This is a genomic window from Shewanella oncorhynchi, from assembly GCF_012584455.1.
Lineage (GTDB): Bacteria > Pseudomonadota > Gammaproteobacteria > Enterobacterales > Shewanellaceae > Shewanella > Shewanella oncorhynchi.
This window is the reverse complement of the sequence record NZ_JABAEB010000006.1, coordinates 309,428-334,402: the sequence shown is the minus strand read 5'-3', so window position 1 is coordinate 334,402 and position 24,975 is coordinate 309,428. Positions and strand designations below refer to the sequence as shown.

General features: G+C 46.2%; 25 protein-coding genes. 9 read left to right on the top strand and 16 right to left on the bottom strand.

Annotated features, from left to right (window positions below; genetic code table 11):
• Nucleotides 1-65: 65 nt before the first annotated feature.
• The 4 genes from prc to HGO26_RS12225 form a co-directional block, all read right to left on the bottom strand.
• Nucleotides 66-2,111 carry a carboxy terminal-processing peptidase gene (gene prc, locus HGO26_RS12240; protein ID WP_028759762.1) on the bottom strand — a complete coding sequence of 682 codons (2,046 nt, stop codon included), beginning with the start codon at nucleotides 2,109-2,111 and terminating at the stop codon, nucleotides 66-68.
• Nucleotides 2,112-2,139: 28 nt separating this feature from the next.
• Nucleotides 2,140-2,769 carry an RNA chaperone ProQ gene (proQ, locus tag HGO26_RS12235; protein ID WP_028759761.1) on the bottom strand — a complete coding sequence of 210 codons (630 nt, stop codon included), beginning with the start codon at nucleotides 2,767-2,769 and terminating at the stop codon, nucleotides 2,140-2,142.
• A gap of 280 nt (nucleotides 2,770-3,049) precedes the next feature.
• Complete coding sequence (locus HGO26_RS12230; protein WP_028759760.1) at nucleotides 3,050-3,508, bottom strand: GAF domain-containing protein; 459 nt, start codon at nucleotides 3,506-3,508, stop codon at nucleotides 3,050-3,052.
• A 17-nt stretch (nucleotides 3,509-3,525) separates the two neighbouring features.
• Nucleotides 3,526-3,825 carry a YebG family protein gene (locus HGO26_RS12225; protein WP_105252655.1) on the bottom strand — a complete coding sequence of 100 codons (300 nt, stop codon included), beginning with the start codon at nucleotides 3,823-3,825 and terminating at the stop codon, nucleotides 3,526-3,528.
• Nucleotides 3,826-4,031: 206 nt separating this feature from the next.
• On the opposite strand from HGO26_RS12225, the gene HGO26_RS12220 reads away from it, so the two are divergent.
• From HGO26_RS12220 to HGO26_RS12210, 3 genes are read left to right on the top strand one after another with little or no spacing between them, the layout of a single operon-like run.
• Nucleotides 4,032-4,664 carry a paraquat-inducible protein A gene (locus HGO26_RS12220; protein WP_168825441.1) on the top strand — a complete coding sequence of 211 codons (633 nt, stop codon included), beginning with the start codon at nucleotides 4,032-4,034 and terminating at the stop codon, nucleotides 4,662-4,664.
• Between the two features lies 1 nt (nucleotide 4,665).
• Nucleotides 4,666-5,283, top strand: coding sequence for a paraquat-inducible protein A (locus HGO26_RS12215; RefSeq protein ID WP_105252657.1), 618 nt, complete (start codon nucleotides 4,666-4,668; stop codon nucleotides 5,281-5,283).
• The gene (locus HGO26_RS12210; RefSeq protein ID WP_168825439.1) at nucleotides 5,270-7,909 is read left to right on the top strand and encodes a PqiB family protein; all 2,640 of its coding nucleotides are present in this window, start codon (nucleotides 5,270-5,272) and stop codon (nucleotides 7,907-7,909) included. Before HGO26_RS12215 ends, HGO26_RS12210 begins: the two co-directional genes overlap by 14 nt.
• A gap of 141 nt (nucleotides 7,910-8,050) precedes the next feature.
• On the opposite strand, the gene HGO26_RS12205 is transcribed toward HGO26_RS12210, so the two are convergent.
• The gene (locus HGO26_RS12205; protein ID WP_131523339.1) at nucleotides 8,051-9,277 is read right to left on the bottom strand and encodes a nucleoside recognition domain-containing protein; all 1,227 of its coding nucleotides are present in this window, start codon (nucleotides 9,275-9,277) and stop codon (nucleotides 8,051-8,053) included.
• A 224-nt stretch (nucleotides 9,278-9,501) separates the two neighbouring features.
• Here HGO26_RS12205 and rsmF point away from each other — a divergent pair, with 224 nt between their 5' ends.
• The gene (rsmF, locus tag HGO26_RS12200) at nucleotides 9,502-10,947 is read left to right on the top strand and encodes a 16S rRNA (cytosine(1407)-C(5))-methyltransferase RsmF (protein ID WP_211085897.1); all 1,446 of its coding nucleotides are present in this window, start codon (nucleotides 9,502-9,504) and stop codon (nucleotides 10,945-10,947) included.
• A 241-nt stretch (nucleotides 10,948-11,188) separates the two neighbouring features.
• On the opposite strand, the gene HGO26_RS12195 is transcribed toward rsmF, so the two are convergent.
• The 9 genes from HGO26_RS12195 to apbC form a co-directional block, all read right to left on the bottom strand.
• A complete protein-coding gene (locus HGO26_RS12195) occupies nucleotides 11,189-11,977 on the bottom strand; it encodes a YchF/TatD family DNA exonuclease (protein WP_168825435.1) in 789 nt (262 codons plus the stop codon).
• A 133-nt stretch (nucleotides 11,978-12,110) separates the two neighbouring features.
• The gene (locus HGO26_RS12190) at nucleotides 12,111-12,437 is read right to left on the bottom strand and encodes a PilZ domain-containing protein (protein WP_028759752.1); all 327 of its coding nucleotides are present in this window, start codon (nucleotides 12,435-12,437) and stop codon (nucleotides 12,111-12,113) included.
• 6 nt (nucleotides 12,438-12,443) lie between these two features.
• A complete protein-coding gene (holB, locus tag HGO26_RS12185; RefSeq protein WP_168825433.1) occupies nucleotides 12,444-13,400 on the bottom strand; it encodes a DNA polymerase III subunit delta' in 957 nt (318 codons plus the stop codon).
• On the bottom strand, nucleotides 13,394-14,020 hold the full coding sequence (tmk, locus tag HGO26_RS12180) for a dTMP kinase (RefSeq protein WP_028759750.1): 627 nt from the start codon (nucleotides 14,018-14,020) through the stop codon (nucleotides 13,394-13,396). Before tmk ends, holB begins: the two co-directional genes overlap by 7 nt.
• Nucleotides 14,021-14,042: 22 nt before the next feature.
• On the bottom strand, nucleotides 14,043-15,080 hold the full coding sequence (gene mltG, locus HGO26_RS12175) for an endolytic transglycosylase MltG (RefSeq protein ID WP_168825430.1): 1,038 nt from the start codon (nucleotides 15,078-15,080) through the stop codon (nucleotides 14,043-14,045).
• Nucleotides 15,077-15,886, bottom strand: coding sequence for an aminodeoxychorismate lyase (pabC, locus tag HGO26_RS12170; protein ID WP_168825428.1), 810 nt, complete (start codon nucleotides 15,884-15,886; stop codon nucleotides 15,077-15,079). Before pabC ends, mltG begins: the two co-directional genes overlap by 4 nt.
• 5 nt (nucleotides 15,887-15,891) lie before the next feature.
• Complete coding sequence (dcd, locus tag HGO26_RS12165; RefSeq protein WP_028759747.1) at nucleotides 15,892-16,473, bottom strand: dCTP deaminase; 582 nt, start codon at nucleotides 16,471-16,473, stop codon at nucleotides 15,892-15,894.
• 31 nt (nucleotides 16,474-16,504) lie between these two features.
• Nucleotides 16,505-17,143 carry a uridine kinase gene (gene udk, locus HGO26_RS12160; RefSeq protein ID WP_028759746.1) on the bottom strand — a complete coding sequence of 213 codons (639 nt, stop codon included), beginning with the start codon at nucleotides 17,141-17,143 and terminating at the stop codon, nucleotides 16,505-16,507.
• Between the two features lie 11 nt (nucleotides 17,144-17,154).
• Nucleotides 17,155-18,270, bottom strand: a complete 1,116-nt coding sequence (gene apbC / locus HGO26_RS12155; protein ID WP_006081927.1) for an iron-sulfur cluster carrier protein ApbC — start codon at nucleotides 18,268-18,270, stop codon at nucleotides 17,155-17,157.
• Between the two features lie 160 nt (nucleotides 18,271-18,430).
• Here apbC and metG point away from each other — a divergent pair, with 160 nt between their 5' ends.
• Together metG and HGO26_RS12145 are read left to right on the top strand one after the other, a co-directional pair.
• Nucleotides 18,431-20,500: a methionine--tRNA ligase gene (gene metG, locus HGO26_RS12150; RefSeq protein ID WP_168825426.1), complete on the top strand. Its 2,070-nt coding sequence runs from the start codon at nucleotides 18,431-18,433 to the stop codon at nucleotides 20,498-20,500.
• A gap of 271 nt (nucleotides 20,501-20,771) precedes the next feature.
• Nucleotides 20,772-21,728, top strand: coding sequence for an AEC family transporter (locus tag HGO26_RS12145; RefSeq protein ID WP_168825424.1), 957 nt, complete (start codon nucleotides 20,772-20,774; stop codon nucleotides 21,726-21,728).
• A 158-nt stretch (nucleotides 21,729-21,886) separates the two neighbouring features.
• Here HGO26_RS12145 and HGO26_RS12140 read toward each other — a convergent pair whose 3' ends face one another.
• Both HGO26_RS12140 and HGO26_RS12135 read right to left on the bottom strand, forming a co-directional pair.
• Entirely contained in the window at nucleotides 21,887-22,639 is a 753-nt protein-coding gene (locus HGO26_RS12140; protein WP_168825422.1) for a Nif3-like dinuclear metal center hexameric protein, read from the bottom strand.
• A 70-nt stretch (nucleotides 22,640-22,709) separates the two neighbouring features.
• The gene (locus HGO26_RS12135; RefSeq protein WP_028759742.1) at nucleotides 22,710-23,180 is read right to left on the bottom strand and encodes an outer membrane lipoprotein; all 471 of its coding nucleotides are present in this window, start codon (nucleotides 23,178-23,180) and stop codon (nucleotides 22,710-22,712) included.
• A 54-nt stretch (nucleotides 23,181-23,234) separates the two neighbouring features.
• Here HGO26_RS12135 and aat point away from each other — a divergent pair, with 54 nt between their 5' ends.
• The 3 genes from aat to infA all read left to right on the top strand — a co-directional run bounded on the left by aat (nucleotide 23,235) and on the right by infA (nucleotide 24,946).
• Nucleotides 23,235-23,948, top strand: a complete 714-nt coding sequence (gene aat / locus HGO26_RS12130) for a leucyl/phenylalanyl-tRNA--protein transferase (protein ID WP_113940541.1) — start codon at nucleotides 23,235-23,237, stop codon at nucleotides 23,946-23,948.
• Nucleotides 23,935-24,645 carry an arginyltransferase gene (locus HGO26_RS12125; protein ID WP_168825420.1) on the top strand — a complete coding sequence of 237 codons (711 nt, stop codon included), beginning with the start codon at nucleotides 23,935-23,937 and terminating at the stop codon, nucleotides 24,643-24,645. The genes aat and HGO26_RS12125 overlap by 14 nt, the downstream gene beginning before the upstream one ends.
• A gap of 82 nt (nucleotides 24,646-24,727) precedes the next feature.
• The gene (infA, locus tag HGO26_RS12120; protein WP_006081934.1) at nucleotides 24,728-24,946 is read left to right on the top strand and encodes a translation initiation factor IF-1; all 219 of its coding nucleotides are present in this window, start codon (nucleotides 24,728-24,730) and stop codon (nucleotides 24,944-24,946) included.
• Nucleotides 24,947-24,975 lie beyond the last annotated feature (29 nt).

Sequence of the window (24,975 nt, the reverse complement as noted above, 5' to 3'; positions counted from 1 at the left end):
ATCTAAATAAGAAAAAACGCGCCATAAGCGCGTTTTGATATCGGATAAATCGACTCGACTAGTGCCTACTTAGCACTAGTTTTAGCCATTTTTTGCACATCAGCCATATCTAAGGTGATATAAGCGGTTTCGTCTAAAAATGCATCTGGCAATTCAGCGTCGTCTTTAATGTCTTCCATTGATTTAACCGGTGCTAAACCATTGGCGACTCGACGCTCGTTTGTTCTGTCGAGGACTTTTTTCTCATCGGCTTCGCGGGAAGCAATACGCTCACTTTCAACCAGAGACACAGTTTTCTCTTTGTGATGCTTTTTAAAGTCGGCAATATCTTGATTGATATAGGCAAACTCTACGCTGTTTTTTATACGGTTAAGGTGCTTAGATTCAAGGCTAGTCACTAACTCAGGCGTAACATCATTAAGCGTGCCATATTGCGCCATAGGCACTTTATCCCAAGGTAAAGCATTTTTCTCTTCAGCTTCACCGTACTCGCCCGGCTCCAACGCACTTGGGTAAGCAATGTTGGGGGTCACACCTTTAATCTGTGTACTACCACCATTAATACGGTAGAACTTTTGAATCGTATACTGCACATGGCCAATTGGCTTCTCATACATGTCGTAGATACGGCCTAGGCTCTTATGCTGCTGTACTGTGCCTTTCCCAAAACTCGACTCACCGACGATCAATGCACGGTCATAATCTTGCAATGCGGCAGCAAAAATTTCAGAGGCTGAAGCACTGTAACGGTCAACCATCACAGTCAATGGTCCTGCATAACTGGTTTTACCGTCGTTATCACGATGCGCAGACACTCGTCCATCGGCATCACGAATTTGCACTACAGGGCCCATATCGATAAAGAGTCCCGTCAGCAGCACGGCTTCCGTTAATGCACCCCCACCGTTACCTCTAAGGTCGATGACTATGCCTTCTACTTTGGCGTCGTTTAACTTCACTAGCTCTTTTTCAACGTCCTGCGACAAATTCATATAGAAACCAGGAATTTGGATCACACCGACTTTGCGATTTGCATACTCGCCGTCTTTAGGTTCAATCACCTTAGAGGTTGCCGCTCTGTCTTCAAGGCGAATTTTATCGCGAACTAAGGTAACATCGAATGGCTTCGCATTCGAACCGCCTTTCTTCGGTAAAATTTGCAGTACAACTTTACTGCCCTTAGGACCTTTAATCAGGTCGACCACGTCGTCTAAACGCCAGCCAATCACATCAACAATCTCGCCGCCTTCTTGACCGACACCGACAATCTTGTCTTCCGGCGACAGTTTTTCACTGCCCGCAGCAGGACCGCCAGTAATTAAACTTTTAATGACAGTGTAATCGTCTTCGAGTTGCAGTTGAGCACCAATACCTTCAAGGCTCAAGTTCATTTCCATTTGGAAACGTTCAGCATTGCGTGGTGAAAGGTAACTTGTATGTGGCTCAATGCTACGGGAGAAGGCATTCATCACGCCTTGGAACACGTCTTCACTGTTAGTTTGAATCAACCGTTTAATAGCATTGTTGTAACGCTTTTGGAGGATATCAACAATCTCAGGCCATTTCTTACCTGTGAGTTTAAGATTTAGTGCATCGTATTTAACACGTTGACGCCATAACTCATTAATTTCTGTCTGGTCTTTTGGCCATGCGGCCTCATCGCGGTCGTACTCATAGGCATCACCGGGCGCAGAAAAATCCATCTCTTTATCTAATAGAGATAAAGCATAGACAAAGCCTTCATAGCGGCGCTTTTGGACGATATCAAACATTTTATAGGCAGGCTCAAGTTCACCAGAACTGAGCATGTCATCGAATTGGGTAGCATAAGGTTTAAAACTATCGACATCCGCTTGGGTTAACACATTGCGGCGATAGTCCAACTGCTGTAGATAACGATCAAAAATTTGCGCAGAAAAGGCGTCATCAAGATTGAATCTATGATAGTGCGAACGAGTGTATAAGTCCGTTACCCTTTTGCTCGCAACCTTATGTTGCGCTTCCTGCTTGAGAGTGGGTAACTCGCTGATTTGAATCGTGGGTGGTACGGCCCAAGCCGAGAATCCGACAAAAACAGTGGCGATCGAGGTAGCCAAAGTGAGTTTTCGCATCAACAAGTTACTCCGTTTTAATAAATGATTACAGCAGGATATGTTCTGCTCTAACTTTAATCGTTAGGCCACTATCAAGCTGAACATGAATATCTTCCTTGTTAATGTCAGTAATCACACCGGCTACGGGTGTCATACCTAATTTAACATTGACGCGTTGTTTTTTCGTTAAATCAGTCAATTGTGCTTGAACATAATTGACGACTGGCGCTGCAGCTTTTGGTGCAGGCTTAGCAGGACGCTCAGTTTTAGGACGCTGAGGAACGGCCACCTTTTTAGGTGCTTTCTTCGCCGCGGGCTTAGGTGCAAGTGCTGCACGTTTCGCTTTGGCCTTATCCTGACTCTCTTTCAACATGGCTTGAGCATGATCAATGTGCTCTTGCTCTAACTCGCCGCAAGGTTCGCCATCCAGGTTTACGCGTTGTGCGCCTGCTTTAACGCACTTTAAATAGCGCCAACTGCTGGTGTAACGTCTCAAGGCAACTCTGAGCTGAGTTTTACTGACTTTAGAATCATCAGCCAACCTTTCAGCCAAATCTTGAAACAATCCGATTTTTAATGGCTTAGTTTCACCTTCAGCAATAAAGCACAAAGGAAATGTTTCATACAAATACGCCAAAATTGCATTGGTGTCGGTCAACTTTTCTGTTGATTCCATCATTACTTCCACAGTCAAAAAGGGACATCGATTCGAGGTGATATATATCAGCTTCTTACATGTCGTTTATCTTCGTTAAACTCAATATTGAGTCAACGTACAAATTAGCATCCTAGCCGCGTTTACTAAAGTTAAAAAATATACCTTAACAAATTTTGACAGCTCAAAACACTAAGCTTATTCATTGCATGCCAATCAAACCAGCTTAATGCGTGCAGGCGCATATTATAAGGCGCACGCCACCGATTGCGACTATGAATTATGCGTTATTGTACGCAAATTAATCAAATAGGCAGTTTTCAAAACTTTTAACCAGTAATTCCAGCCCCTTTTGGTCTTCTTCATCGAAACGATCGAAGATAGGACTGTCAATATCGAGCACGGCAACCACGTTACCTTGCGCACGAACTGGCACAACGATTTCAGAATTACTGGCAGAATCACAGGCAATATGACCATCAAATTGATGGACATCAGCCACTCGCTGAGTTTGATTAGTGAATGCTGCAGTACCACACACACCTTTTCCTAACGGAATGCGTGTACAAGCCACTTTACCTTGAAACGGGCCTAATACTAGTTGTTCGCCACGCATAACGTAGAATCCCACCCAGTTCAGCTCAGTTAAATTATCATTGAGCAAGGCTGAAAAATTCGCCATCGCCGCAACAAGGTCGTCTTCCCCTTCCAACAAGGCCAAGGCTTGACGGTTAAGTGACTCATAAAATTTCGATTTCATTACATTTCCTAACAATTTTATTCTGCTGCTTCGGTCTTTTTAGCCGCTTTTTTCGCTGCAGGCGGATTCGTTGGCGTACTATTAACCTGAACGGCGCCTTTAAGCAAGTTCGTCAGCTCATCTTTATTGTTAGCAAAATAGAATGCGAGCTTTTCACCCACACTTTCATCTATACCCAAATCAGCTTTTTGAATGAAGGGGATAAGGTTATCGGCGATATCGAGCATCTTATCGTAGGCATCAGCCTCCTTCTTAGATGTGAATGTCATCTTTTCAACCCCTTCTCTGACCACGACAAACTGTGTTATTACTGCCATGACTGCCCTCGCACTGTTTTTATATACAGTAACTAGAGTGACATAGATTGAACTTGTGATGCAAGTGTTCTGATTAATCTGATATTATTAGCGTACTTTCGTTGCCAAGATTATAAAGCGCTAGACGTGGCTTAACAGCTAACTAGCACGACACTTTGCACCGATCTCGCTGTTATTACTCCTATTAGGCTAATATATATTTTTATATGCATGAAAACGCAGCAGAAAATTCAGTAACCCTATGCCGCTCCTGCGATTTAGCAGTCCGCAAACGTGCCTTGCCTAGCGGCGTTAGAGCAATCTGTCCTCGTTGCAGCACTGCACTTTATGACACGCCATACTGCTCTGTGAATGGTATGTTAGCCCTATGTATTTCGGCATTAGTGTTTTATTTCCCTGCTAATTTTTTACCCGTACTCGAGATCCACTTTTTCGGCAGTATTCGTACTACCACGGTTTTCCAAGGGGCATTTGCAGTATTTGACCAAGGCTATTGGGTTGTAGGTGTCGCCGTACTTGCCGCAGCTGTGATAGGTCCAGGCTTATTACTGTTATCGATATTGACACAGATTTTAATTGTGAAATGGGGATTGAATAGCCTTTTTTGGCGTAACTCATTGAAGCAGTTATTAAAATTTCATGGTATCTTATCGCAGCTCACTATGCTGGAAATTTATGTGATCAGCTTCTTAGTTTCATCATTTCAGCTATCTGATTTTTCGGACATTTATTTTGGTATGGGCACATTTTGCTTCACTATGCTGTTTCTCGTGACCTTGTTTCTACAAAGAGAATACGACTTAGAACATATGTGGACGTTATTGGAAGGTCATAGCTGATATGAAACAACAAGGTAAAGATATCGGCCTATGTCTCTGTAAAGTGTGTCGCCAACTCAACAGCAGTGAACTCACGCACTGTCAGCGCTGTGAAACTGAGTTGCACGTCAGAGACTATTCCAGCCTGCAAAAAAGTTGGGCTTTGTTGATTACCGCTGCCATCTTGCTGGTGCCAGCCAACATTTACCCTATCACTATGCTGACCAACCAAGGCCAAGTGCGGCACGACACGATTTTTTCGGGCATTTTGCATTTAGTGCATTCAGATATGCTGCCTATTGCCATCATAGTGTTTACCGCCAGTATTTTAGTACCATGGATTAAAATCATCGGCTTATCCATTTATCTGTGTGCGATCAGCTTTGACATTCCGATTTCAAAAAAGAAATTGATGGTGGGTTTTCACATCATCGAATGGATTGGCCGCTGGTCAATGCTCGATTTATTTGTCATCTCAATCACAGTGGCATTAGTGAACATGGGACAATTACTCGACGCGAAACCCGCGCCTGCGGCTACCGCATTTGCCTTGGTGATTCTGTTAACTCAGTTAGCCGCAAAAGTTTTAGACACTCGTTTACTCTGGGATCGATTGGAACCTCAAGATGACACAAATTGAATCGCCGAAAGTTGTAAAGAAAAAACTCTTTTCGCCCATTTGGCTGCTTCCTATTGTCGCGTTGGCATTAGGTGCTTGGCTGGGCATTAAGAGCATTAAAGAATCGGGGGTTGAAATTCAAATTCACTTTCCGAGCGCCACTGGGATTGATGTAGGTAAAACCTTAGTCAAATACCAAGGTTTGACTGTCGGTAAAGTGAAAGACATTGGCATAGATGAAGATCTCAAAGGCGTGAACGTCAAAGTCATGATGGACTACCGCGCGAAGCCTTTCTTGAATAAAGAAACCCTCTTCTGGCTTGTCACACCTAAAGCAAGTATTACAGGTGTTGAAGGCTTAGATGCGCTGTTTTCGGGTAACTATATTGCTATCCAACCAGGAAAAGGTAATGCCTCGACCTTTTTTGAAGCAGAACGCCAACCGCCGCCGATGCAAATCGGCTCAGAAGGTGTGATGGTCGAATTGACCTCCGATAAACTCGGTTCACTCGATGTTGGCTCGCCAATATTTTTCCGCCAAATCCCTGTGGGTAGCGTGGTCAGCTATCGTTTAGATGGCAATCAAAGAGTCATTATCAGCGCTTTCATTCAAGAGCAATACGCGCGATTAGTGAAGAAAAATTCTCACTTTTGGAATGTTTCTGGCGTCAAAATTGATGCTTCACTAACTGGGGTTAGAGTCAGTTCAGAGAGTTTGGCGTCCATTCTGGCTGGCGGCGTGAGTTTCAGCTCTGACGATAAAGCAGACATAGCTAAAAACGGTGACGTTTTTTCGCTTTATGATTCAGAAACCACCGCCCTTGGCGGCATAGAAATAAGCTTGACCATGGCTGACGCTAACGGTGTCGACAAAGGCACTCGTATCGTTTATCGCGGCATCAATATTGGCAGTATTTTAAGTAAACAACTCACGTCCAATGGTGTTACAGCCGTGGCTAAATTTGAACCTCAATACGGTTCACTGTTAACTAACGACGGCGTGTTTTGGCTTGAAGGTGCTGATATTTCCCTCTCAGGCATTAAGAATCCAGAACGCTTACTGACAGGTAGCGTGATCAACTTCCTGCCAGGCATCAACACCAAAAGCGCGGTACCAAGCAGCTTTGCCTTACAAGCCAAAGCGCCTGATTTACTGCAATCGAAGAAGCGTTTCTTGACCTTAACCTCAGCCGAAAACATGGGCATTTCAGCGGGCGCTCAAGTTCGCTTCAAGCAAATCCCCATTGGTTCAGTGCTTGCAGTTAAGTTAACCAAAGATTTATCGGCGGTGGAATACCAACTCGAGCTACAACCTGAGTTTGCCAGTCTAATACGCAGCGACAGCTATTTTGTGCCTGAGTCAGCATTAACGGTAAACGCATCGTTAGACGGGGTCTCAGTCAAAGCAAGGGATTTTACAACACTCACTCAAGGTGCAGTTAGCTTGATCCAAGGTCATAGCGACACACCTTTAGTTGCTAACAGCGCTCTGCCCCTCTTTAGCTCTGTGGATGCCGCGACAGCTTTTTATGATCGTCAGCAGCAAGTGCATTTAACGTTAATCAGTCAAGATGGCGCCGATGTCAGCCAAGGCTCACCGATTTACTATAAAAAAATGCAAATTGGCACAGTTGACTCAGTGAACTGGCAAAGCAAAACCGAAGACTTCGCTATCAAGCTCGCTATCGACAAACAGTTTCAACCCTTGCTGAAAAAGCCAAAAGTATTCTGGCGTAACAGCGCCGTGGATATCAGTGCCAGTCTTGCGGGCATTGATGTTGCGGTCGCGCCGCTTCAAGGAGCATTAAAGGGCAGCATCAGTCTGGGATTACTTGATAGCAATGACAAAGCCAGCAATGCAGCTAACTTAAAACTCTATGAGAGCAAGCTGCTGGCATTAAATCAGGCGCAGGCAATTCGCCTCACCCTACCCGCCTCAAGCAAACTGGCGGCCAAGGCAGCGATTCGCTATCAAGGTCATCAAGTGGGTGAAGTGTCGCAGGTGAAGCTCAATGCCGATCTCAATACACTCACTGCAACGGCCTATCTCTACGGCGAATACGCCGAACATTTCAGCCGCAGCGACTGTGAATATCATCTAGTGGATGCGCAAATTTCTCTAGCAGGAATTAAAGCGCCAGAAACCTTGATCACTGGCCCTTATATCGGTGTACTGCCGGGTACAAGCAGTCAAAAATCGACCCAGTTTGTTGCCAACCTCGCTGCCAGCAGCTATGCCAATGTTGCCGAAGATGCGCTGAAATTCATTCTAGAAGATACTAGCCTAGGCTCAATGAAAGTCGGCACACCTATCTTCTTCCGAGGGATTAAAGTCGGTCAAATCGACGGTTATAGCCTATCGACACAGGGGAATAGTGTATTGATGCAGGCCCATATCGAGGCACAGTACAGTCACTTAGTGAATCAAAGCAGTCAGTTCTGGGATGCCTCAGGGATTAAAGTCGATGTAGGCCTCTTCTCTGGTGCCCAAATCGAAGCGGGCTCGCTGGAAACCTTACTCGCTGGCGGCATCAATGTGGCGACTAAGGACACGACTCAAGAGGGTAATCATTTAGCGACTGGCACAGTATTAAGATTACAACACAAAGCCGAAAACGAATGGCAGCAATGGGCACCAGCCCAGTAATTTTTTCATCAAAATACTTACACCAACGCACTAATATTAAAGCTCTTATAAATAAATCAGGCGCATAATGCGCCTGATTTATTTTTAGCTTCTCTCGCAATGTTATTGAGACATTCTAGATCGCTCAATACTCTAGCCCACTTATCCATAAAACCAATAACAAACAGCAATCGCGGCGCTGATCCCCGCAAAGTCCGCAGTTAAACCGCAAGCCAAGGCGTGGCGTCCATGGCGAATACCCACAGAACCAAAATACACAGCGAGAACATAGAAAGTGGTTTCAGTGCTACCCTGAAAAATCGCCGCTAATCGACCCGCAAAGGAATCTACTCCGTGGTGATCCATTGTCTCAAGCATCATGGCTCTGGCGCCTGAGCCACTAAAAGGTTTCATCAGCGCGGTCGGCATAGCATCGACAAAACGCGTATCAAAACCTAATATCCGCACACCAGTGGCAATCAAGTGCAACAGATAATCCAAGGCGCCGGATGCACGCAGTAAACCAATCGCTAATAGCATGGCGAGCAAATAAGGGATCAATTGGATGGATTGGGCAAAACCCGCCTTCGCCCCTTCAATAAACTCATCATAAACCGCCACCTTACGGATGCCCGCAACAATCACGAAGGTAAATACCAATAACAGCAAAATACCATTGCCCATTGCAGTCGACACAGTGCCAATGGCCTCAGCACTTAAGGTCATCAGATAAAAACCACTCGCCACTAACCCTGAGAGCATCAAGGCGCCATAACCGAGCACCACTGAGTTTAATAATGAAATTCGCTGCACTAACGCCACAACCAGCAAGCCCGCCAATGTCGATGCCGAAGTAGCCAGTAAAATCGGCAAGAAAATATCCGCAGGCGCAGCGGCACCTTGCTGGGCACGGTAAAGGAATACCGTCACAGGCACTAAGGTCACAGAGGAAGTATTGAGTACTAAAAATAAGATTTGCGCATTGGTCGCCACGGTTTTTAGCGGATTTAAACTCTGTAAATCATGCATCGCCTTTAAACCAAGTGGTGTGGCGGCATTATCTAACCCAAAGATATTCGCTGTTAAATTCATCGTGATACTGCCAAAGGCCGGATGCCCCTTGGGCACTTCAGGCATCAAACGGCGCAGTAATGGCTCAAACACAAAGGCAATAGCACCGACAACGCCAGCCTTTTCCCCTACCTGCATCAATCCCATCCAGAGGGAAAGCACGCCAATCAGCCCAAGAGAAATTTCAGCGGCAAGCTTAGCACTTGCAAATAAAGCCGCGACCGAAGCCGATAATACTTCTATATGTCCATTGAATAACTGCACTGCTATTGCAAGCAATGCTGTGATAAAAAAAGCCAACCACACGCGATTCAGCACGCTAATCCCCTTATTTTTATTTGTTTTTATTCTATTAGCTCATGGCTACTGAGTGCCAGCTTTATGGCGACTCATTCCAATATCGCTGAAATCGTCAGAGCATAAACATTAAATCACAATAGCAGCCTTGGCTGCTCGGGAGAAAATCTCAGACCCAATAAGGGATTATGATATACTCGCGCCAGTTGATACACAGTCTATTTTCCTATGGTTCAATGAAATCAATGGTCCAATTAAATCAAAATTTTATCGATACAATCACCCAAGAACTCCCCGCCCATTTATCCATGGACGAGTTTATTGCCGCTTGCGACAGGCCGCTTAGACGTTCTATTCGGGTCAATACCTTAAAAATTAGCAGCGACGACTTTAAGACCCTGATGCAACCTAAGGGCTGGACGTTCGATCCTATTCCTTGGTGTGAAGACGGATTTTGGATCAGTTATGACGAAGAAGAACAGCTCGGCAATGCCTTAGAGCATATTCAGGGCCTATTCTACATTCAAGAAGCCAGCTCTATGTTGCCGCCGACCGCACTTTTTACACCGAATGCACATTGGCAGTGCGTACTCGATCTCGCCTCCGCACCCGGTTCAAAAACCACGCAAATGGCCGCATTGATGCAAAACCAAGGGTTATTAGTGGCTAATGAGTATTCGGCGAGCCGCGTGAAAGTATTGCACGCTAATGTGCTGCGCATGGGCGCGAGCCACTGCGCCCTCACCCATTTCGATGGCCGTGTATTTGGCGAATACCTGTACGAAAGTTTTGATGCCGTGCTTATCGATGCGCCCTGTGGCGGTGAAGGCACAGTGCGTAAAGACGCCGATGCTCTAAAACACTGGAGCCTAGACGATGTGCTGGCGATTAGCGAAACCCAAAAAGCCTTAATCGAATCGGCGTTTCTCGCCCTGAAACCCGGTGGCAGTTTGGTCTACTCAACCTGCACCTTAAACCGCCTCGAAAACCAAGGCGTGTGCGAGTATTTAAAGCAAGTCTACGGCGATACGGTGCAATTTGAATCCTTAAGCGATTTATTTGATGGTGCAGATCAAGCTACAACGCCCGAAGGCTTCTTACATGTCTGGCCACAGATTTACGACAGTGAAGGTTTCTTTGTCGCTAAATTGACAAAAACCGCCTCAGTGCCGCGTTTACAGCCTGAGCCTAAACTGCAGAAAAACTTCCCCTTCACGCCCGCATCAGCGAAACAAGCCCAAGGGATAAAAGACTATTTTCAGCAGGATTTAGGCATCAGCTTACCGGACGAACTCATCATGGTTCGCGATGATGAATTCTGGCTATTTCCGCATGAATTCAACGCTTTTATTGGCCGTATGCGCTTTCAGCGTATTGGCATTAAACTCGCTGATAACAGTAAACACGGCTTTAAAGTCCGCCATGAAGCGATTATTGCATTAGCAGGAAAACAGCTCAGCCCAACCGCAAAAACGGTCGATGTGAGCGATGTTGAAGCGAAAGAGTATTTGATGGGGCGAGATATTGCCCTAAACACCGCAGTGAAAGCTCAAGGTGAAGTGATCGTCTGTTATGGCGGTGCACCATTAGGCATGGCGAAACATTTAGGCAATAAGTTAAAAAACAACCTACCCAGAGACTTAGTGAAAGATAAAGTGTTACTGCTACCAGAACAGACAAAATCGTTATAATTTCGCTGTTTTTTAGCGATAAATAACCTAAAAAAGGGGAAAGTGAGCGCGACTATAAGACAAAAGCTCGACTACACTGAGTCTATTGTAAAGCGCACTGCATGGCGCTTTCAGCTGTAGCGCACGGCTCTTCAATGAGCCATTCCCCTAGGCCCAAACAGCTTTAATCGTTTTGGGCCTTTTTTTATGCCCGCACGCTAACAATCACACAATCGCATAAAGTGATTCAAAGCACTTGCAGCTAACGGCCAACTAAACGCGCTGCATCTTTGAATAAATTAAAGAAGTTATTGCTGGTGTATTCAGCAAGATCTTCATAACGCTCACCTCTAAGCTCTGCCACAAACTCAGCCACATCGCGCACATAGGCAGGCTGATTCTCTTGTCCACGGTGTGGGATCGGCGCCAAATAAGGCGAATCAGTTTCAACTAGCAGACGATCCTGAGGCACTTTGCGAATAACGGTTCGCAGATCACCCGCATTTTTAAAAGTGACTATGCCTGAAACCGAAATATAAAAGCCGAGATCAATCGCCGCTTTCGCCATCTCCCAGTTCTCGGTAAAGCAATGCAGCACGCCGCCAACGTTATCCGCATTACCCTGCTTAAGCATATTGATCGTATCTTCACGTGCATCACGGGTATGGACAATTAAAGGTTTATTCACTTCGACCGCAAGGGCAATCTGCTGCTCAAAACATTGCTGTTGCAAGAGCTTAGTGTCGTCTGCATAAAAATAATCTAACCCCGTTTCACCAATCGCGACCACTTTAGGATCGGTGGCAAAGCGACGAATTTGCTCAACATCGAGGCCTTCTTTAACGTCTAATGGATGCACACCCGATGACAAAAATACCTGTTCGAAGGCTGCAACTTTATCTCGCATCAATTCAAATCCCTGCTGGCGCACGTTGACGCACAACATATAGTCCACGCCACGGGCTTTAGCATTAGCAAGAATCTGTACTAAGGTTTGTTGATCAGGCGCCGCTTTGAGGCGATCGAGATGGCAGTGTGAATCAATAAGCACAAGGATTTCCAAGCAGAGTAACAAAGGACGACAAGGATACCCAGCCAAGAGATCGAGGTCAAATTCAACAGAAGTAAATAGCCAGTTTAGGCAGTGAGCAGACGTTTAAACCAGAGCAATAATGCAGGCTAACCTACATAGTACAGGTTAAATCGCCAGAGGCGAGTTCGCGGGACAGTAACTTTTCGATATGGTGTTTATGGCTATCTGGCTCAGAAATAATTTTAATGCCAATCCCCACAGGGCGGCCACCCGACGCTCCTAAGGGATTAATCCACACCACAACACCACGAAATTCATTAGTGAGGGTTGCGCCGGGTAAACGATACGCAATCGTCAGCGGTTGGCCAAGATAATGACTTTCACTGGTCGCAATAAATAATCCTGCCGGCTTAATAAAAGGCATATAGGCACGATATAACTGATGTAAAGTATCAAAATTAACGACGAGATCTACCATGGCATATTACTTATTTGTTATCTCTCTATATTCTAAGACATAACTTTGACACAGGGCCAGATAATTGACGCTCGGCATTGTGCTTAAGCTATGACACATTCCCATGATCTTAGCCGCCAAATTCCCGAGCTGCGCATGAACAAACGCATCTTGATGGCTATTTTTCAGTAAAACCTGTCGTATAAGTAGGTACAAAACCTTAAGAACATCAATTATTTGTTGTTCACTTATTATTAACAAACTAGCACACAGATGACCAGACGACAAACTTTGTGCCCAATCTTTGCGAAATTGTAGCAGGGATTGATACCGACTCTGTTGACTACTCTCAGACAGCAAGCTCTCAGCCAACTTTAACGGCCCACCCACCACACTCAAACACCAAGTTACATCCTCTTGAATACCACATCGCTGGGCAAGCCAGTTTTTGATGACCTCTCGACTCGGAACGACAAAAGGAATGCGTTGACAACGACTGCTAACCGTCGCCATCAAACGTGCAGGCGTATCCGACTGCAAAATCAGTAAGGTGTCTTTACCAGGCTCCTCAAGGGTTTTAAGGAGTGCGTTCGCGGCAGCGGAGTTAAGACGCTCGCTGTGGTGGATAATCGCTACACGCCTGCCACTTTGCTGTGCGGTGGCTGTCAGACGCTTACACAGCTCACGAATTTGATCGACTTTAATTTGATTGCCATCGGCGGCGATATGATAAAAATCAGGATGATTGCCCGCATCATAGAGCTGACAAGACTTACAAAAACCGCACGCGCCCACAGGCGTTGGCTGCAAACACATAGCCGCGCGCGCCATAAACACACTCAGCAACTCACCGCCATAGGCTGAATCAATGCCCACGAGTTGTGCGTGAGGTATTTTTTGACGCGCTAATTGAGCTAAAAATGCCTGTCTTGGCCCTTCGAGCCAAGGTAATTGCTCAGCCGTAAATCCGGACTCGGCTACCATACCATCGCCTGAAGCACGGCTAAGATATCTTTGTGCACTTCGGCCATAGTTTGGCTCGCGTCTATAACCACAATACTGTCATCTTCGCTGGCAAGTTTGAGATATGTAGCGCGTGCGCGCTCAAAGAAATCAATCGCTTGTTGCTCAATTCTATCAAGCTCACCACGTTTAGCTGCGCGGGTAAGCCCAAGCTTAGGATCTAAATCTAAGTACAAAGTAAGATCGGGTTTAAATCCCTTTAGTGTTGCAGTGCTCACCGCTTCCACTAACGGCATTAACCCTCGTCCACCACCTTGATAAGCTAATGACGATAGATTGTGTCTATCACCCAATACCCATTGCCCTTGCGCAAGCGCGGGCTTTATGACATTGGCAACTAACTGAGCTCTGGCAGCATAAATGAGTAAACACTCGGCCTCATCACACAGGGGATCGTTCGCATCGGCAATCTTAACTAAATCACGGATACGTTCAGCCAATGGTGTACCGCCCGGTTCGCGGGTGCAAATCGGTGCTTTACCCGTATGTTTTTCAATAAAGTCGCGAATAAGGTTAATCGCACTCGACTTACCTGCGCCTTCTAAGCCTTCAATAACGATAAATTTTGCAAAAACTGACATTGGATTTTCTTTCTCTGCATTTTTACTTTGGTGATTTTTCTGGCGTCGCTGGTTTTGTCTTACGCTGATAGACGTCTACAGCATGATTGTGTTCTTCAAGCGTGGTTGAAAACACATGGGTGCCATCGTTGCGCGATACAAAATAAAGGTAACTCACACTGGCGGGCTTAGACACGGCCATCAATGAGGCTTTACTCGGTGCAGCTATCGGCGTCGGCGGCAATCCAAAGATGCGATAAGTATTAAAAGGCGTCTCTTCAACTAAATCTTTGCGGGTGATATTGCCCTTATAGCGATCGCCCATACCGTAAATAACGGTCGGATCGGTTTGCAGACGCATACCTAGGTTAAGACGATTAACAAATACACCGGCGATTTGCTCACGCTCATGGGCTTGGCCGGTTTCCTTTTCAACTATCGATGCCAAAATCAGCATTTCATAGGGTGATTTTAACGGTAAATTCGGCGCCCGTTCCGCCCACGCTTTGGCAAGCTCCTGCTCCATCATTTTATAGCTTTGAGTCAGCATGACTTTAGCATCTGCCTCGGCGGTATAATGATAAGTGTCGGGGAAGAATTTTCCCTCAGGCAAACCAGAATCATCGCCTTGTGTCATCAATACCGCTGCAAATGCTTCTGGTGACATTTGTAAATGCGGAGCACTGGTAAGCTGTTGTTCCCATTCCACAATAGTTTTACCTTCAACTAAGGTCAAACTGAAGGTTTTTACTTTGCCAGCGATCAAATCATTGAGTAAATCAGTAATCGTTTGTGAAGGTGATATTTCATAAAGTCCTGTGCGAATTTTGGCAAGCTCAGGGCGGAACTTAAGCAGCCACTTGAGTTTCCACGTATCTTGAATAACGCCGTCATCGGCAAGTTGCTGCGCCAGTTGATTTACACTGGTGCCGCGTTCAACCTTCAACTCTTTAGGCTCGCTGAGACTCAGCGGCGTTTGACTGTATTCTACAACCGTTTGATAGCCCCAAAAGGCACCCAAACAGACTAAGGTTAGCAAGGTCAACAGGGCTGAACTGGCGATAATAATGATTTTTTTCATAGAGTGAGTGAAAGTGTCTGTCTAAGTTGCGCGGTAATCGGAGCACGAGTGAACTTGAGCGAGTCTATCGCCAGTACATCCACAATCCCTAAAACGCTGTTAGTGATAAACGCTGAGTCAAATTCGATTAAACGCTCGGCGCCAACGGGCAAACATTCGATATTCATGTTCTGTTCAAGCAAGGCCAACATTATCTGTTCGCGCATCACACCCGCCACGCCACACAGGGCTAATGAAGGCGTGATAATGCGATTATCTTTGATAAAAAACACATTCGCCATCGAAGATTCAATCACATTCTCCTCGATATCTTTGACTAACCAGTCATCAAATCCCTGCGGTAAAGGGTGGGATTTTATTAAGACTTGTTCGAGTCGATTTAAATGCTTCATCCCTGCCAACAGAGGCTGCAAACCCAATCGTACCGACGAAGTTTTAAGGCTAATACCCTGTTGCTGCCACTGAGCATAATGGCCGGGGATAGTATGAACTGAGACGATTTCAGTAGGATTAACCGTTTCTGGCGGTGTATAGCCACGGCCACCAGCACCACGGGAAACGATTAACTTAATACAATGATGAGGATATTCAATGGCTAAGGTATTCAGTTGCTGTTGCAATGCTTCACTCATTTGCCATTGAAATCCAAGCCTTGCTGCGCCTGCGGTTAAACGGGCTTGGTGGGCTTCAAAAAACATAATCCCCTCAGCGTCCGTTCGCATCGTTGCAAACAGACCATCACCGTAGGCAAGCCCTCGATCGGAAGGGTCGACACTTGCCTGCGATGCGCCATTCACCCAGAACACGCGTATTAGTCCTGACTGATACGGCTAGCCACCGCTTCTTGCTGATCTTTGTACTTGGCACTCTTACGAGTGTTATAAGGACGTGCAACCGCATGATTTAAGCGTTCAAAGTTAAGCGCACCTATAGTCATGCGTGGACGCAAAGCTAAAGGTAACTTGCCGCTGTTATAAAACTCGAGCACAATTTTACCTTGCCAACCCGGATCGATACGGTGCGCCGTTACGTGTACCATCAGGCCTAAACGCGCTAGAGACGAACGGCCATCAAGCCAACCGACGATATCAGCAGGTAAAGTTACGCTCTCGTAAGTCACAGCCAAAGCCAATTCGCCAGGATGCAAGAAAAATGCTTCGCCATCGGGGATTTCGATAATCTCACTCATCACCCGATCGAGCGCCGCTTGCATCTCAGCACTTGGACCACTCAAGTCGATAAAAGGCGCGGTATGATCTTTAAAGACGCGAAACTGTCCACCTAAGCGCACATCAACACTGACGCCTGAAATAGCTTCTATGCCTGGGCGAGGTTCTATTACGATAGTGCCGTTATCAAGGGCCTGTTCAATTTCGATATCGGTTAAGCGCATCTTGCCTATTACTCCTTGAGTTTTTATGTCGTTATTTTGCCAGTAAATGTTGGATACGAGTCTTTAAAATATCGGTCGCAATACGATTTTTGCCGCCACGGGGAACGATAATATCGGCGTATTGTTTCGAGGGTTCGATAAACTGTAAGAACATAGGACGCACGGTTTTCTTGTACTGTGAAATCACAGACTCCATAGTACGGCCCCGCTCGGCCACATCACGAGTTAAGCGACGTAGGAAACAAATGTCCAGCGGCGTGTCCATAAACACACTCGCGTCCATCAGGGCACGTAACTTAGGATCGGTCAGCAATAAGATACCTTCTAAAATGATCACTTTTTTCGGTGTCATCTTTAAGGTTTCTGCAGTGCGTGTATGTTCTGTATAGCTATAACAAGGGATATCAACAGCTTCGCCAGACTTGAGCAACTGTAAATGCGTGCACAGCAGTTGATGGTCCAGCGCTTTTGGATGATCGTAATTCGTTAATACCCGTTCATCCATGGATAAATGACTCTGATCGCGATAGTACGCGTCTTCATTAATTACCCCAATTTGATCTGTGCCTAAATCGCGGCGCAATTCGTCAAAAATCGTTTTGGCAATTAAACTTTTGCCCGATGCTGACGCGCCAGCAATTGCAATAATGACACACTGCTGAGAATTCATACCCTTAAACCTTACTCGTCATCTGAAACACTAATAGAAACTGTTTTCTGGCTTTGCTTTAAAGCCAATTCTGCGCCCACTTTACGGGCAATTTCCCGATAAAGAGCTGCGACTTCACTGTCAGGTTCGGCAACGACGGTCGGCGCACCATTATCCATGGCTTCACGGATATTAATGTGCAGCGGCAAAGCGCCTAACAGTGGAACTTGATAGCGTTCAGCGATTTTACTGCCGCCGTGAGTTCCAAATGGATGTTCTTTATGACCACACTCAGGACATAAATGGAAACTCATGTTCTCGACAATACCCAGCACAGGAATGTTCACTTTCTGGAACATATTGATGCCCTTCTTGGCATCGGCCAGCGCGATATCCTGCGGTGTCGTCACGATAACGGCGCCGCTCACAGGAACTTTTTGCGATAACGTGAGCTGAATATCCCCTGTGCCAGGTGGCATATCAACGACTAAATAATCCAGTTCTGGCCATTGGGTTTCATTCAGTAACTGGGCTAACGCGCCCGCGGCCATTGGGCCACGCCACACGGCAGCTTCATCACCACTGAGCATAAAACCAATCGACTGCGCGGCAATACCATGGGCACTGGCGGCTGTCATATGTTTACCATCTGGGGAAAGCGGTCTGAAATTAGGAATACCTAACATCATAGGCACTGACGGGCCGTAAATATCCGCATCGAGAATACCCACCTGCGCACCTTCGGCCGCTAATGCCAAAGCTAAGTTCACCGCTGTGGTTGACTTACCCACGCCGCCCTTACCTGAGGCTACGGCAATCACTTGCTTCACATTGGCAATCGGCGCAATAGAAGATAACGCTGAATAAGCTTTAGGTTGAAAATCGATTTCACACTCGACTTCATCAATAGCATCGAGCACCGCTAACTTATTCGTCAGCGCCATGACAGTGTCGCGATACTGAGTCATACAAGGGTATGGATAGACTAAGCCAAGCTGCAAACGCTTACCTTCCAATGCCAGCTTATTTACGCATCCTGCGCTCACTAACCCTTTCGCGAGATACGGGTCAACAAATGAATCGAGAATAGCCAGAACTGGCCCGAGAAGATCGTCATTCAGACGATAATCAGTTTGAGTTGAAGACAAAAGAATTACCCCCACCAATAAATTTGCCCAAGTGTACCAGATAATGCAGAAAACATTAGCGCAGATTTAGCTCAATTGGCTCAGGTTTTGATGAAAATCATCCTGTAATCGGTTAGTATCTCTACCAATATTTTTGGCCCACCACGATATTTGAGACAAGATGGCAACTTCACAACGTAAAATTCTCGTGACCAGCGCACTTCCCTATGCAAACGGACCGATACATTTAGGTCACATGCTGGAATACATACAGACAGATATCTGGTCGCGTTATCAAAAACTTCGTGGACATGAGTGCCACTATATTTGTGCCGATGACGCCCATGGCACGCCAATCATGCTTAAAGCACAGCAATTAGGCATAGCGCCAGAAGACATGATTGCCCAAGTGAACAAAGAACATCAGCAGGATTTTGCCGATTTCAATATCGCCTTCGATAACTATCACAGCACCCACAGCGATGAAAACCGCGTACTGGCGAGTGATATTTATCTCAAGCTACGTGCGAATGGCTATATCAAGAGCAAGAGTATTTCTCAGCTGTTCGATCCTGAGAAATCCATGTTCCTGCCAGACCGCTTCGTAAAAGGCACTTGTCCTAAGTGTAAGTCACCGGATCAATACGGCGATAACTGTGATGCCTGCGGCGCGACTTACAGCCCAACTGAGCTCATCAATCCAAAATCAGCAGTATCGGGTGCGACACCAGTGATGAAAGACACTGAGCACTTTTTCTTCGACCTGCCCGCCTTCGAAGGCATGCTAAAAGAGTGGACTCGCTCTGGTGCCCTGCAAGTCGAAATGGCCAATAAACTCGACGAATGGTTCGAGCAAGGATTGCAGCAATGGGATATCACCCGTGATGCACCGTATTTTGGTTTCGAAATTCCCGATGCGCCAGGCAAGTATTTCTACGTTTGGCTAGATGCGCCTATCGGTTATATGGGTTCGTTCAAAAACCTCTGTGACAAACGCCCTGAGCTGAGCTTTGAGGAATTCTGGGGCAAAGATTCAACCGCCGAGGTGTATCACTTCATCGGTAAAGACATAGTCTACTTCCACAGTCTGTTTTGGCCAGCCATGTTACACGGCTCAGGTTACCGCCAGCCAAACAGCGTCTATGCCCACGGCTATGTGACGGTCAACGGCGCTAAGATGTCAAAATCGAAAGGCACGTTCATTAAGGCGCGTACCTATTTAGATCATTTAGATCCTGAATATTTACGTTACTACTACGCCGCCAAACTCAGCAGCCGTATCGACGATTTAGATTTAAATCTCGAAGATTTCGCCCAGCGCGTGAATTCAGACTTAGTCGGTAAGCTAGTGAACTTAGCCTCGCGCACTGCAGGTTTTATCACTAAACGTTTCGATGGCAAGCTAGCGAAAATTAACGACACCACACTGACTGAGGCGTTTCTAGCCAAGCAAGAGGTGATTGCCGAATTTTACGAGTCGCGCGAATACGGCAAAGCAATGCGCGAAATCATGGCACTGGCGGATATTGCTAACGGTTTTGTAGCCGATGCAGCACCTTGGCAAATGGTAAAACACGACGATCAACAGGAAGCGGCCCATCAAGTGTGTTCAAATGCCTTGAATCTGTTCCGTATTCTCGTGACGTATCTCAAACCTGTATTGCCACGTTTAGCCCAAGATGTGGAAGCCTTCTTCCAACTACCGCTCACTTGGAATGCATTGAACCAAGATTTAGCGGGTCATGAAATAGCTCCATTCAAAGCCATGATGCAACGTGTTGAGCTCGATAAAGTCAATGCTATGGTTGCTGATTCCAAGGATAACCTGCAAGTCACGGCCGATGCACCAAAGACGGCTGCGCCTGAAAAAACAGCTAAAGCTTCATCGGTTAGTAGTGAGCCTCTGGTTAACGATCCTATCAGTGAGACCATCAACTTTGATGATTTCGCTAAAATCGACCTGCGTATCGCTCGCATCGTTAAAGCCGAGCATGTTGCTGACGCTGACAAGTTACTGAAGTTGCAGCTCGACATCGGTGGCGAAACACGCCAAGTGTTTGCAGGGATCAAATCGGCCTATTCGCCAGAAGATCTCGAAGGTAAGTTGACTGTGATGGTGGCTAACTTAGCGCCACGTAAGATGCGTTTTGGTATGTCAGAAGGCATGGTTTTGGCCGCTGGCCCTGGTGGCAGCGACCTGTGGATTTTAGAACCCCATGAAGGCGCACAGCCTGGCATGCGGGTTAAGTAATCTGTGCTAGATAGTGCTCGAAAAATCAATAAGGCCGCATTTTATGTGGCCTTATTTGTTGATATCGATTGTTTGAGCCGATTCGTGGTCGCAAGTGTCACTCATTCTTTTAAAAGACTGAGTTTAAGCCATTTAATTTTAACTGAGTGGTTTAAGAGACCGAGTTAAAACTCGTATTTCTATCGACAAGGCATTCACGGCAATGTGACATTCATATCAGTGACAAGTCTAAAATCGACGCAGTGCTAAATGAATCACTCGAGGAGTCGTTATGGGAAATATCGTTGAGCAGTTGCTGTTTTCGGCCTCGATTACGGGCCCCATCTGTTTGATGTTAGCGCTCGGTGTGATCCTAAAACGCACCCAAATCATCAATGAAAACTTTATTGATGTCGCATCAAGATTAGTCTTTAACGTGACGCTGCCAGCCTTGCTGTTCCTTAGCATCATTAGCTCAAATCACGATCTCGCCTCCAGTGCACCCTTGATTGGCTATGGTTTAGCGGCCAATTTCCTGTTTTTTATACTCTCCACCTATGCAACTGGGCGGCTATTTCCCAAGCACAAAGACCAAGGAGTGATCATTCAAGGGGGTTTTAGGGCCAATACCGCCATTATCGGCTTAGCTTATGTTTCCAACGCCTATGGGAGTTCTGGTGTTGCCTTAGCCGCGGTCTATGTTGCCTCGATGACGCTGCTGTATAACATTCAAGCGGTTATTTGCCTAAGCCCTAAAGGCGAAGAATCCAGCCAACGTGCATTTGGCGTGATCATCAAGACCATCACCAAAAACCCGTTGATCATTGCCATTATGGCAGGCATGTTGTTCTATTTGCTTGCTATTCCAGTACCGAAAATGGTGCTCGATGCGGGACAATACTTCGCCAATATGACCCTGCCATTAGCGCTACTGTGTACCGGCGGTTCGCTCGATGTTGGTTCACTCAAACATGAAAAGCATACAACTTGGTTCTCGACCGCATTGAAACTGATCTTTGCCCCGCTTTTTATCACTATTGGGGCCTTGCTGTTGGGTTATCGAGGGATTGAGTTAGCACTGGTTTTTTTAATGAGTTCTGCACCCACCGCAGCCGCAAGCTATGTGATGGCGCGCGCCATGGGTGGCAATGCGCCCCTTGCGGCCAATATTATTGCGCTAACCACGGTCTGCTCGCTGATCACGTGCACCTTAGGCATCTTTGTATTGTCCACTTTGGAGCTAATCTAGCAGCTAAAGGCTAAGAGCTGATTGCACAATCAGTTAGAGGAACGGATTTGAGTGACTATAAGTAACAATAAAACCACAATAAAAAAGGCGAGCCATGCTCGCCTTTCGTTTAGGAATAAAACAGTTAGATTGTCATCATAAGCCGCTTTATGAATGGATTAGACCGGATTGGTGATATCCACAAAATGGTGCACGAGATCAAACTCGCGGGCGAGGTGACGGCCTAAGGCTTGAATGCCAAAACGTTCTGTCGCATGGTGCCCCGCCGCAAAATAATGTATGCCCTGCTCTACCGCACTGTGGAACGTTCGCTCGGACACTTCACCACTGATAAACGCATCCACACCTAAACTCGCCGCAACATCGATATAATCCTGTGCGCCACCAGTACACCAAGCTACATGTTGGAGCTTAGCATCGCGATCACCAATGTGCAGTGGGGCTCTGCCTAACGCATTCTCAAGGGTGTGAGAAAATTCGCTAGCACTGACTGCAAGATCAAGTTTTCCACGCCACAGTAGCCCCTGAGCCACCTCTTCGATGGCTTCTGCGTCGATGATCCCAAGCTGTCTCCCCAAAGTCGCGTTATTACCGAGCATTGGGTGGGCATCTAAGGGTAAATGATACCCAAACAAGCTAATATCATGCTTGAGCAGCGCCTTAATTCGGCGTTGTTTCATGCCTGTGATCACTTCAGGCTCATTCTTCCAAAAAAAGCCGTGATGAACCAATATCGCATCGGCGTTTAATCGAATCGCTTCATCGATCAAGGCCTGACAAGCTGTCACGCCCGTGACTAAGGTTCGGATCTCATCCTTGCCTTCTACCTGCAGCCCATTGGGTGCGTAATCCTTAAAGGCCGACACATGTAAAAAATCGGCTAAATATTGGCTTAGTTCTGTCCGTGTCATTGCATTACCGTCCGTTACTCTAGATGACCATTTACTGAAGATGAGCACTTATTCAAGATGAGACAATCGCTTACATCGCGATATCAACACGCACGCCACCTTGCAGGTACACCACTCGAACTCTGTCACCCGCGTTAAACGTCATGCCAGCATCGTAATCTTGGATCACCATGACCTGAGTACCATCTTCTTGATTGATCATCAGTTCCACCAGCTTAAACGATTGCACGCTAGTACCGCTGCCATAACGGTTACCGATACCCCCACCAATCAAGGCACCTAAAATCGTCGCAACATCTCGACCCGACCCGCCACCAAACTGATTACCAATCACCCCACCCGCTAAGGCGCCACCGAAGGTTTTCCAACCTTGATTACGGTCTTCAATTAACTGGGTTTCGGTGATATTACGTACCGAAGTGATATCGCCATAGAGTACTTTCTCAACTGGCACGGCTTGATTGCGATCATAGCCAGCATTAGCGGGACTGATGATAAAAGCAAAAATAAACATAAAGCTTGCTAGAGTAGGTTTCCACATATCTGAATTTCCGCTAACTTAATAATAAGGTCTATAACTAAATCATACTCAATTGTGAAGTCACTGTCTTTCCTGAATCACGAATTTGACGCTTTTCCTTCGCCCGAGCACGCCTTAACCGATCCTAATGGTTTATTGGCTATCGGCGGCGACTTACGTCCTGAACGTTTACTCTCTGCTTACTACAACGGTATTTTTCCTTGGTTTAATTCTGACGATCCCATCCTATGGTGGTCACCGGATCCCCGCGCCGTGTTTATTCCAGGTGAAATTCACATCAGCACCAGCCTGCGTAAGTACTTAAAAAAGCAACCTTGGAGGATCACTATCAATCACGCTTTCACCGATGTGATGGCGGGATGCGCGCAGCCAAGAGAAAAACAGAGCGGCACTTGGATCACCCAAGAAATTCAAATGGCCTATCGCGAATTGCATCACACAGGTCATGCCCACTCCATTGAAGTGTGGGAAGGTGAACGTTTAATCGGTGGGCTTTACGGCTTAGCGATCGGCCAAGTATTTTGTGGCGAATCCATGTTTCACCGTAAAACCAATGCGTCCAAGGCCGCCGTTGCAGCACTGCAACAACATTTACTCAAGATGGGATTCAAACTCATCGACGCACAAGTGATGAATCCCCACCTAGAAAGTTTGGGAGCTAAAGCTATTAAACGCATTGATTTTATAACGTTACTGAGCGAACTGAGAAACAATCCCGTGGACCCAAATACTTGGGCCACTAAAGAGGTCATCCTTGAACTCGAGTAAAGCATCGATCGCTATCGGTATCAGTCAAATATTTCCCTGCAGCTACCTTGATGGCCAGCAGGAGCAGCTACTCGTCATCCAAGAAGATACGCTCGATCCCATTTTATTTGAGCGTTTGCTCGCAGTGGGTTTTCGCCGCAGTGGTAGCTCTATCTACAAACCACGTTGCCCTAGATGCAGTGCATGCCAACCAATCCGTGTACCAACCCATGAATTTGTCCCATCGAAACGCCAAAAACGCACTTTAGCAAAAAACCAAGATCTGACTTGGCGTATAACATCGGAGCAAACCGCCGAGCAATATACGCTATATGAACATTACATTCGTGGACGACATTTTGACGGCCCCATGTTTCCCCCAAGTGAAGATCAATATAATCACTTTCTTTTTTGCCATTGGTTACCGCCAACGTTTATCGAAGTCTATGATGGAAATAAATTATTGGCAGTTGCGGTCACTGATAGTTTGCCCAATAGTCTTTCGGCAATTTACAGCTATTTTGACCCCGACGAAGAACATCGCTCCCTCGGCGCACTGTTAATTTTAATTCAGTGTCGACTGGCAAAACTCATGAATAAAGAATTTGTTTATCTCGGATATCAAATAGATGAAAACCGTAAGATGTCTTACAAGCGTTTGTATCGCCCTTATCAAATTCTGACACCGACGGGCTGGGAGTATTCCCAAGGTTGCTAAGTACTTCCCCTTTACAGCGGGGGAAATTTGGGGCATGATACGCCCGTTTTTTATATTCGAAGGCTAATGGGATAATTAATTAATGGCGAAAGAAGACAACATTGAAATGCAAGGCACTATCCTTGAAACCTTGCCAAACACAATGTTTCGTGTAGAGCTTGAAAATGGTCATGTGGTGATAGCCCACATTTCAGGCAAAATGCGTAAAAACTACATCCGGATCCTCACTGGCGATAAAGTAACCGTCCAGCTGACTCCTTATGATCTGACCAAAGGTCGCATTGTCTTCCGCGCACGCTGATATAGCCTCTTAGATTTAAAAACCCGGCA

Bases quoted from the DNA above. Each gene is read 5' to 3' on its own strand.
- prc (WP_028759762.1), bottom strand. From the start codon at position 2,111: ATGCGAAAACTCACTTTGGCTACCTCGATCGCCACTGTTTTTGTCGGA.
- proQ (WP_028759761.1), bottom strand. From the start codon at position 2,769: ATGGAATCAACAGAAAAGTTGACCGACACCAATGCAATTTTGGCGTAT.
- HGO26_RS12230 (WP_028759760.1), bottom strand. From the start codon at position 3,508: ATGAAATCGAAATTTTATGAGTCACTTAACCGTCAAGCCTTGGCCTTG.
- HGO26_RS12225 (WP_105252655.1), bottom strand. From the start codon at position 3,825: ATGGCAGTAATAACACAGTTTGTCGTGGTCAGAGAAGGGGTTGAAAAG.
- HGO26_RS12220 (WP_168825441.1), top strand. From the start codon at position 4,032: ATGCATGAAAACGCAGCAGAAAATTCAGTAACCCTATGCCGCTCCTGC.
- HGO26_RS12215 (WP_105252657.1), top strand. From the start codon at position 4,666: ATGAAACAACAAGGTAAAGATATCGGCCTATGTCTCTGTAAAGTGTGT.
- HGO26_RS12210 (WP_168825439.1), top strand. From the start codon at position 5,270: ATGACACAAATTGAATCGCCGAAAGTTGTAAAGAAAAAACTCTTTTCG.
- rsmF (WP_211085897.1), top strand. From the start codon at position 9,502: ATGGTCCAATTAAATCAAAATTTTATCGATACAATCACCCAAGAACTC.
- HGO26_RS12190 (WP_028759752.1), bottom strand. From the start codon at position 12,437: ATGGTAGATCTCGTCGTTAATTTTGATACTTTACATCAGTTATATCGT.
- holB (WP_168825433.1), bottom strand. From the start codon at position 13,400: ATGGTAGCCGAGTCCGGATTTACGGCTGAGCAATTACCTTGGCTCGAA.
- tmk (WP_028759750.1), bottom strand. From the start codon at position 14,020: ATGTCAGTTTTTGCAAAATTTATCGTTATTGAAGGCTTAGAAGGCGCA.
- mltG (WP_168825430.1), bottom strand. From the start codon at position 15,080: ATGAAAAAAATCATTATTATCGCCAGTTCAGCCCTGTTGACCTTGCTA.
- dcd (WP_028759747.1), bottom strand. From the start codon at position 16,473: ATGCGCTTAACCGATATCGAAATTGAACAGGCCCTTGATAACGGCACT.
- udk (WP_028759746.1), bottom strand. From the start codon at position 17,143: ATGAATTCTCAGCAGTGTGTCATTATTGCAATTGCTGGCGCGTCAGCA.
- metG (WP_168825426.1), top strand. From the start codon at position 18,431: ATGGCAACTTCACAACGTAAAATTCTCGTGACCAGCGCACTTCCCTAT.
- HGO26_RS12145 (WP_168825424.1), top strand. From the start codon at position 20,772: ATGGGAAATATCGTTGAGCAGTTGCTGTTTTCGGCCTCGATTACGGGC.
- HGO26_RS12140 (WP_168825422.1), bottom strand. From the start codon at position 22,639: ATGACACGGACAGAACTAAGCCAATATTTAGCCGATTTTTTACATGTG.
- HGO26_RS12135 (WP_028759742.1), bottom strand. From the start codon at position 23,180: ATGTGGAAACCTACTCTAGCAAGCTTTATGTTTATTTTTGCTTTTATC.
- infA (WP_006081934.1), top strand. From the start codon at position 24,728: ATGGCGAAAGAAGACAACATTGAAATGCAAGGCACTATCCTTGAAACC.